We start from the raw sequence: 8,344 nt of genomic DNA on the forward strand, positions 1-8,344 counted from the left end.
ACTACAAACCCCATAAGAAAATAGGTTTGTAGTGAGGACTTCAGTCCTTCTTTTCTGCGGACTAAAGTCCTCACTACAAACCCCATAAGAAAATAGGTTTGTAGTGAGGACTTCAGTCCTTCTTTTCTGCGGACTAAAGTCCTCACTACAAACCCCATAAGAAAATAGGTTTGTAGTGAGGACTTCAGTCCTTATTTTTCTGCGGACTAAAGTCCTCACTACAAACCGTTCAGGCAAAAATTCATCATTCAACTACTTGTTGCAAGCTGAAAGCTGAATTTTACAATTGCCTCCTTCCAGTTCGCTGCAAGCAGCGAGAGCTTGAGCTTCTGCTGCTGCTTTATCGCCGCCCCAGCCCGCACCTGCTCCTCCTTTGCCTACTGAGATCGCTCCACAATTATTGGTATTAGAGGTTAGCGCTTGACAATCGTTAGCCCCACCGCTTTGTTGATTGCAGGCGGCTACTGCTGCATCTAGCGCTTCTTTCTCTGTACCATGATCCCAACTAATACCGGTGGCGTCAGAAGTCGGAGAATAAGCAGTAGCTCCATGACTGTTCTGAGCTTTAGCTACTTGGGCAGAGCCAACAATAGAAAGTATCAGACTTGTCACTACTACTAACTTAAAACAGAGTTTTTGCAGCATATTCACTCGATATTTTTACAACGTTAACTTTGAATGCTTGTTTAATATTATATTCTGAATTTTATTGATGTCAAGATTGCTGGCAAATGTTTATATTTGCTTAATTTCTATGCAGATCGTGTAAAAACAAGTAAAATCACCAGAAAGAATTGGTTGAAAGCCTCTCCCCGATAGGGAGAAAATAAAATCAGACTATTCATTACTCCAATCCTCTTCCTTCTAGGTAAAGGTCGCTCTTAAACTGTCAACTGTCAACTGTCAACTGTCAACTGTCAACTGTTGAAGGAGGTCACTTCCATGGCAAACATCCGCAAAATCATCAGCAAACTCGCTGCCCAAGAAGGGGAACTGCTCGATACCCAATTCCTGGCTCCTTGCGTTCGAGGGGGAAGGGTGCGGACAAAGATAGGTGGCATGATTTATACTTTTCAGTTGCAGCAGCGCAACTTTGAAGGATGGGCGATTTTGGGGTCAATTAATGATAAAATTGCTGCTGTAGTTGAGGAACCGAGTTTGCCACAAATCGCCGAGTATTTGCAACTGCTTGTCCCGATTCGCTTGCAATTAGCTCGCGTGCTGCAAGGGCAAACTTGGCTGGCTTATCCTGTTAACGAGTCTGATGCTAAACAGCGCGTGGGTTTTGCTAAACCTGTACCTGTACATTTAGTGAGTGAAGGCTCCCAGTTCGAGCAGATTGTGGCGCGGTGGGACGGTAATTGTTTGTGGTTTGAAGAGATTGACAGGCGCGCCGATCCGCTGCTGTCCGAGCAGTTGAGATCAGCTTTAAAAAAGTTGATTTTGCCTCAAGATGTTCGCTTTAAAGGGATGACTCCAGAAATGCGAACTGTTTATGAATTGGTGACTAGAAATATTAAAGATTTCGCTCCGAAAGTCCGTGACGAACAGCGCTTGCAGCGGGCGTTGAAGATGGGCGGCGGCGAGTTGCGGGATTTTTCCGATCGCGCTGATTATTGGCTGGTTGAATGGACTAGCGGCAGTGGAGAACATCATAGTTCGGCGATCGCCAAAAATGACTTAACTGTTATGAGTGCTGGCATTTGTCTTAGCGGCTTAGACAATGATTTCGACTTGCAATCATTAGTTGGAGTAGTCGAAAATCGATAAGCTTTACAGCATTTAATTTGTACGTCTGGGGCGGGCTAGAAGCCCACCCCACAAGACTTTGAGTTTTTTACATTAAAATTTTTAATGCAGAATAGCTGAGCAATTCCCAACAGTCAACAGTCAACAGTCAACAGTCAACAGTCAACAGTCATGAGTATATTTTTTCACGAACAACTTTACAGAAGTTCCGCAGTGATGTCGCTGGTAAAAAATTTCCCGGTAACGGTGTGCGGCGCGGGGGCTTTGGGTGCGAATATTGTAGAGAGTCTGGCGCGATCGGGCTTTTGCCAGTTAAGAGTCGTCGATCGCGATCGCATCGAAGAGCGCAACCTTTCCACTCAACCCTATTATCGATCGGATATCGGCGCATTCAAAGCGAAAATTCTCGCCAACAACCTGTACCGCGCTTTGTCTGTCAGCATTGACGCGCACTCAAAGGAATTGACACCCGCCAATGTCGATCGACTGCTTGCCAACAGCGCCCTGGCGATCGATACTTTTGATAACAGCGTCGGGCGCCAAGCAGTCAAAGATTACTGTGCGAGTGCTTCCATTCCCTGCGTGCACGTCGGATTAGCCGCCGATTACTCCGAAATAATTTGGAACCAACACTATCGGGTTCCGACCGCCGCCAATGATGACGTTTGCGATTACCCGCTGGCGAGAAACTTGGTAATGCTGACGGTTGCTGTTGCCTGCGAAGTAATTGTTACCTTTGCTGCAACCCAAGAGCAACAAAATTTAACTTGCACAATCCGAGATTTTGCAGTAAAGCCACTTATATTGTAGAATGTCTGTTGACTGTTGCTAGAAACCCGGTCAATCGAGATTGGACGGCTCCATCCCAGAAACCCGGTTTCTCACTCTCAAACAATTGTCAGTAGATTTTAGATTTTAGATTTTAGATTGACTCTCCGATTGCATCTGGGAACTCGAACAAAAGTCTAAAATTTTGATATCGTCCACTCCTGGTGTCGGTGGCTTTTACCAGAAATAATTGGTTGAAAGCCTCTGGGTTTTAGGAATAAATTAAAATCAGACGATTCATTACTCCAATTCTCTTCCTTCCAGGTAGAGGTGGCTGTCAACTGTCAACTGTCAACTGTCAACTGTCAACTGAGTGAACCGTTTCTTGCGGGTCAAACTTGCAGAAAACGCTTAAGAAAATTAACAGGGAAAGTATGGTTGGATCGCAGACTTTTTATTATTTACTAGCAGTTCTCGGATTATTAGTTTTGACTGGCGCCAATGCAGCCACTTATTCTGGCAGCAGCAGCACAGCTTGCCACACTAATGATTGTCACGAACCAGAAGTCCGTTACCATAAAAGGGTTTTAAAACACGGATCGAGAGGGGAAGATGTGAGGAAACTGCAAAAATTGTTGAACGCCCGGGGTGTCTGCCCAGAACCGATCGCACTTGATGGCATCTTCGGTAGAACAACCCTAGATGCAGTGAAAATATTTCAGCGGCAAGAAAAACTTCCTGTAGACGGAATTGTGGGAGGCAAAACTTGGGACAGACTGTTTTCGAGTTAGTAAATTCAACTACCGGACAGCAAAAGTTCCTAAGTCACTCAATTTTAGATTTTAGATTTTAGATTTTAGATTTTAGATTTACTCAATAACAGATGAATCTGGAAGCTTAAACTCTGTAATCTAATTTTTTATCGACCCTCGATAGCGTCGCAAAGCAAGTACCTCTGTTTGGGCGGAGTCATCTTTGGCAATCATTAATCCCTGGAATTTGTAGTTGTACATTAAGTAGATTTTGTGCAACTACAGATACCTATATTTCCATTAATAATCAATGCCTAACTAGATTGGTAATGAATGAAATTTTAGATTTTTGGTTTGGGCGATCGAACTCTCCAGAGTTTGGTAAAGTTCAAAAGAAGTGGTTTGAGAAAGATGCGGCTTTTGATACGGAAGTGCGATCGGGCTTTCTGACAGAATACGAACGAGCAGCCTCGGGTCAACTCGACTTCTGGCAAAATACCCCAGAAAACTGCCTAGCATTGATCGTACTGCTCGATCAATTTCCGCGCAATATGTTTCGCGAAAATCCCCAAGCCTTCGCCACGGACAGCAAAGCCTTAGCCGCCGCCCAACACGCTGTTAACAATAACTTCGATCGCGAATTGTTGACTGTACAAAAGTGGTTTATCTACCTGCCTTTTGAACACAGCGAAAACTTAGAACACCAGCAAAAATCTGTGAAACTATTTCGCCAACTCAGCGGCGAACCTGACAGCGATTCAGTCATTGATTTTGCAGTGCGGCATTTTAAAATCATCGAGCGTTTTGGGAGATTTCCCCACCGCAATCAAATTCTCGGACGCGAAACAACCCCCGAAGAAGCAGAGTTTTTAAAACAACCAGGTTCGGGGTTTTAAAGTTTATCAATATTGGTTCGTAGTTAGATTGGTTCGTAGTGAGGACTTTAGTCCTTCTTTCTTGGCAAAAATTCGGAGGACTGAAGTCCTTACTACGAACCTGAAGACGGACTGAAGTCCTTACTACGAACCTGAAGACGGACTGAAGTCCTTACTACGAACTTACTAAGAAACTTATAAAACGTTATTTTACCACATACGATCTTGTCTTTAAAAAAATGTCCTTGCCCTTTGCTCACCGGGGATACTGCACCCGATAAATCCGGTTGTTCGCTTCCTCAGTAAACAGCAAACTCCCGTCAGGTAAAACCAGCAAACCAACAGGCCTCCCCCAAGTTTTCGGGCCCGACGGATCGGTGAGAAAACCAGTCAGAAAATCCTCATAATAACCTTGAGGGCGTCCAGTCGCGGCATTAAAAGGTACAAACACAATTTTATAACCCGTTCCTGCATTCCGGTTCCAACTACCCCGAAACGCTACAAACGCCCCGTTCAGAAATCTTTTGGGAAACGTTTTCCCGTCGTAAAACTGAAGTCCCAAAGCTGCCGAATGTGCCTGAAACAGCACGTCTGGCATCAATGTTTTCGCTGCTAAATCAGGCCGATCGCTCTTTCCATTTTTGACGTGGCGCGGGTCGAGCAAATTTGGCTTAAAATAAGTGTATGGCCAGCCGTAAAACTCGCCTTGACGAATTCTGGTCAAGTAATCCGGCACCAAATCATCTCCCAAACCGTCGCGCTCGTTGACTGTCGTGTAGAGTTGATTGGTTTTTGGGTGAAAATCCAATCCCACCGGATTTCGCAAACCGGAAGCAAAGGTTTGCTGGTTTGTACCGTCCAAATTCATCACTTGCACCGACGCCCTGGGTAAGGGTTCGGAGTCGGCATTAGATTGGGAACCAACTGATACAAACAACTGGCGGTTGTTAGGAGAAGCGACAACATTTCGCGTCCAGTGTTGATTGTAGCCGCCGCCCGGTAAATTGGCAATTTTTTCACCAGTACCTGTTAATTGTTCTTGCCCTCTTGTGTAGGGAAATCGGCGGACTTCATCGGTATTTCCCAGGAAGAAATAGCGATCGGCAAAAGCCATACCAAAGGGAATATTTAAGCCGTTTTGGGCGCTAGCAAAAGTCATGTTCACCTCAGCAACGCCATCACCGTTGGCATCCCTGAGCAGCCTAATCCGATTCTGCCGGGTTTCTGTTACCAAAACATCTCCTGTCGGCGTCAAAGCCAGCCATCGGGGAGCGTCTAAATTGTCAGCAAAAACGCTGACGACAAAGCCAGGAGGGACTTGCAGCACTGGCGATGGGGGAATCGGTACTACTTGAGGAGGTTTCGAGGCGCTTTGGGTGGCGAAAGGCTGCGGCAAAGCAGTTGCAACAATGCGGATCGGCTGCGGCGATAGCGGTTTGGTCGGTACAATTTGATTGGTGCGAACGTTTGTCAGCGGTGCAACGGAGGGAATTTGCGACAGCGGAGTTGGTGCGGGTACAGGAGTCGCTGTAGCATTGGTAGCTCGATCGCACGCAACCAGCGGTAACAGCAGAATTAGCAGCAAGAAACGCAGGTAATACATAGCAGCGATTTCTCAACAATTGCTGGACAATTATCTTAATTGTAACTGCTCTGAAAAAGCAAAGCCACCGCGCGCGGTGGCTTAATTCTGGTTAGAAATCTAGTTCTACCAAAGTCCTCTCACAGGAGGAGCTGGACGCGGAGCCGGAATCGGACGCGGAGCCGGAGCGGGAGCGGGACGAGGAACTGGGCGGGGAGCGGGAGCCGGACGCGGTGGCGGTTCAGGGGCCGGACGCGGTGCTGGAGCGGGGGGACGAACAACTGTGGTAGAGACTACTTTATAATCGGGGATCACGACGAGCCTTTCTACCTGATCTCCGGCTACGGTGGCTCTGACTTTCATTCCCGGTACCAGAGACGTAATTCTCAGGATACATCTTTGAATCCTGAGAGTCCTGTACGGCCCGCTTTCTGGGCTAATTGTTACTATGTCGCCGACAATATTTTTGACAAAACCAATAATGGTTTGAGCGTTGGCTGTTGTGGTGCTCTGCGTTTGGGCTATTTCAATTGGAGGGTTAGCCATCGCAGGATTCACTGAAACCGCCGATATTAGTACCGACAGGGTTGCACCTGTAAATAATTTGATCTTCTGAAGACGCATTGAAACCTCACATTAACTGCTATTCAGGGTCGGGCTTGCTTCCGCTGCGCGAAAGTCCCAACCTTTAAACCTAATCCAGTTTAATCCCCGGAGTAGTAAATTTAGGACAATCTCAAAAAAAGATTATCGAACAAGTTTTCAAAGACTAAATCTTACATCAAAAGTTCCCCAGTTACAAGAAGTTCAGTGCTTCGCATCTCTAGAGTGTCGGCGTGATATATTGAGTTTGTTCGATCGACCGTTTCCGTTTTTTTGCGCCCCTCTAACTGTGGTGCCACGGGCGGCAAACTCTGCCAACAGACAGATTATGCTTGCCGGATGCAGCAGCGCCATAGTTTCAATTTGCGATCGCCAGTCTGCCACAGATAAAAAAATCAAATGAGTCGGAGGTAAAATTCAATCATTGACTTGCGCGATTTACCCATCAACCGGATTTGTTCGCGAAAATCTCTAGCCCAGCGCCACCATTAGCCGTATAAAATCCCGGTTTCTTTGATATTAGTGCTTCATTCAGTTGACAGTTGACAGTTGACAGTTGACAATTAATAGTTGACAGCAACCTCTGCCTGGAAGTCCGAGGATTGGAGTAATGAATCGTCTGATTTTAATTTCTCCCGCTCAAGGAGAAGCTTTCAACCAATTATTTCAGGTAAGTTTTTTGTTGAGTTAGATCGTATCCGTAAAATTACTGACAATAAAAAATATTGGTTTGTAGTGAGGACTTTAGTCCGCATCAAATTTCCTAAAATCGCATTCATCACTACAAACCTATCTTGTGACAGTTAGACAAGTTATAATTTGTAGAATTGAAACTCAAAACTGGGCAGGGCATTTACACAAAAAAAGCCATCTCTAAAATGTGGCTGTCCGGTGGAGTTTGCGGATAATTAGATAGGAAATTTGTAGGAACTGCTGGTGAGGAGTTTAGCGAACAAAATAATGGTGAACAGCAAATTTTTATTTAACAACTTAATTGTGCTGAGTTTGAGCGCAGCGGCGCTGTCGGTTCCCTTCCAGCAGCAGGTAGCTGCCGAACAGGTGGCTAATTTGAGTAATAGGGCGATCGCCCAGCAGCCAAAATCCGATGTAAAATTGCCAAATCTCGGAGTTCCCGAACTGCCACCATTAGGCGAACCGTCTCAGTATCTTCCGCAGGAACCAAACGCGCCACAAAATGCCATTGAGGAAGTGCGTTTAGTGCTGAAATTGCGAGAACGCCGGGTGTATGTTTACCGCAAAAATAAGGTGCAAGCCAGTTTCCCGGTGGCTGTCGGTAAAGGCGGGTGGGAAACTCCCACGGGGAATTTTAAAATTACACACATGATTAAAGATCCAGTTTGGGAACATCCTTGGACTGGAGAACTTGTACCCGCAGGGCCGGACAATCCCCTGGGAAGCAGGTGGATCGGGTTTTGGACGGATGGTAAAAATGTGATTGGTTTTCACGGTACTCCGAATCCAGAGTCGATCGGGCGAGCGGCTTCTCACGGTTGTGTCAGAATGTTTGATAAAGATGCCCAAGCTTTATTTGAGAAAGTCGCAGTTGGCACTCCGGTAATTGTCGAGAAGTAGTTATTAGCAAGTATCAAAATATCCATTCCTGGCGATTGAAATCGCGGCTACAAAAACATGAATTCTCGGCGATTGAAATCGCCGAGTTTCAACAAAAACATCAATTCCCGGCGATTGAAATCGCGGCTATAAAAACATCAATTCCCGGCGATTGAAATCGCGGCTACAAAAACATCAATTCCCGGCGATTGAAATCGCGGCTACAAAAACAAAGTCCGCCTCCGCGGACTGAAGATTTTCTTAGTCCGCGGAGGCGGACATCGTTTGTGTAGTAGCGGTTTCAACCGCCGAGTTTCTGAAGATTTTCTTAGTCCGCGGAGGCGGACATCGTTTGTGTAGTAGCGGTTTCAACCGCCGAGTTTCTGAAGATTTTCTTAGTCCGCGGAGGCGGACATCGTTTGTGTAGTAGCGGTTTCAACCGC

General features: G+C 46.0%; 8 protein-coding genes. 5 read left to right on the forward strand and 3 right to left on the reverse strand.

The genetic code is table 11. From position 1 onward, the window contains the following. Positions 1-252: 252 nt before the first annotated feature. The gene (locus QZ938_RS32225; protein WP_293150271.1) at positions 253-645 is read right to left on the reverse strand and encodes a DUF4189 domain-containing protein; all 393 of its coding nucleotides are present in this window, start codon (positions 643-645) and stop codon (positions 253-255) included. Between the two features lie 297 nt (positions 646-942). On the opposite strand from QZ938_RS32225, the gene QZ938_RS32230 reads away from it, so the two are divergent. The 4 genes from QZ938_RS32230 (at position 943) to QZ938_RS32245 (ending at position 4,165) form a co-directional block, all read left to right on the forward strand. Continuing rightward, on the forward strand, positions 943-1,770 hold the full coding sequence (locus QZ938_RS32230; RefSeq protein ID WP_293150269.1) for a hypothetical protein: 828 nt from the start codon (positions 943-945) through the stop codon (positions 1,768-1,770). Between the two features lie 150 nt (positions 1,771-1,920). Then, positions 1,921-2,559: a ThiF family adenylyltransferase gene (locus QZ938_RS32235; RefSeq protein WP_293356371.1), complete on the forward strand. Its 639-nt coding sequence runs from the start codon at positions 1,921-1,923 to the stop codon at positions 2,557-2,559. A 392-nt stretch (positions 2,560-2,951) separates the two neighbouring features. Then, positions 2,952-3,308: a peptidoglycan-binding domain-containing protein gene (locus QZ938_RS32240; RefSeq protein WP_293150265.1), complete on the forward strand. Its 357-nt coding sequence runs from the start codon at positions 2,952-2,954 to the stop codon at positions 3,306-3,308. A gap of 290 nt (positions 3,309-3,598) precedes the next feature. Continuing rightward, the gene (locus QZ938_RS32245; protein ID WP_293356368.1) at positions 3,599-4,165 is read left to right on the forward strand and encodes a DUF924 family protein; all 567 of its coding nucleotides are present in this window, start codon (positions 3,599-3,601) and stop codon (positions 4,163-4,165) included. A gap of 235 nt (positions 4,166-4,400) precedes the next feature. On the opposite strand, the gene QZ938_RS32250 is transcribed toward QZ938_RS32245, so the two are convergent. Together QZ938_RS32250 and QZ938_RS32255 are read right to left on the reverse strand one after the other, a co-directional pair. Then, entirely contained in the window at positions 4,401-5,747 is a 1,347-nt protein-coding gene (locus QZ938_RS32250; RefSeq protein WP_293356365.1) for a PQQ-dependent sugar dehydrogenase, read from the reverse strand. Positions 5,748-5,852: 105 nt separating this feature from the next. Beyond that, a complete protein-coding gene (locus QZ938_RS32255; RefSeq protein ID WP_293342973.1) occupies positions 5,853-6,350 on the reverse strand; it encodes an autotransporter in 498 nt (165 codons plus the stop codon). A gap of 939 nt (positions 6,351-7,289) precedes the next feature. Between QZ938_RS32255 and QZ938_RS32260 the strand changes: the two genes are divergently transcribed. After that, a complete protein-coding gene (locus QZ938_RS32260; RefSeq protein WP_293356362.1) occupies positions 7,290-7,922 on the forward strand; it encodes a L,D-transpeptidase in 633 nt (210 codons plus the stop codon). Positions 7,923-8,344: the final 422 nt, after the last annotated feature.

This window comes from Microcoleus sp. CAWBG27, from assembly GCF_020883145.1.
Classification (GTDB): domain Bacteria; phylum Cyanobacteriota; class Cyanobacteriia; order Cyanobacteriales; family Microcoleaceae; genus Microcoleus.

Bases quoted from the DNA above. Each gene is read 5' to 3' on its own strand.
- QZ938_RS32225 (WP_293150271.1), bottom strand. From the start codon at position 645: ATGCTGCAAAAACTCTGTTTTAAGTTAGTAGTAGTGACAAGTCTGATA.
- QZ938_RS32230 (WP_293150269.1), top strand. From the start codon at position 943: ATGGCAAACATCCGCAAAATCATCAGCAAACTCGCTGCCCAAGAAGGG.
- QZ938_RS32235 (WP_293356371.1), top strand. From the start codon at position 1,921: ATGAGTATATTTTTTCACGAACAACTTTACAGAAGTTCCGCAGTGATG.
- QZ938_RS32240 (WP_293150265.1), top strand. From the start codon at position 2,952: ATGGTTGGATCGCAGACTTTTTATTATTTACTAGCAGTTCTCGGATTA.
- QZ938_RS32245 (WP_293356368.1), top strand. From the start codon at position 3,599: ATGAATGAAATTTTAGATTTTTGGTTTGGGCGATCGAACTCTCCAGAG.
- QZ938_RS32250 (WP_293356365.1), bottom strand. From the start codon at position 5,747: ATGTATTACCTGCGTTTCTTGCTGCTAATTCTGCTGTTACCGCTGGTT.
- QZ938_RS32255 (WP_293342973.1), bottom strand. From the start codon at position 6,350: ATGCGTCTTCAGAAGATCAAATTATTTACAGGTGCAACCCTGTCGGTA.
- QZ938_RS32260 (WP_293356362.1), top strand. From the start codon at position 7,290: ATGGTGAACAGCAAATTTTTATTTAACAACTTAATTGTGCTGAGTTTG.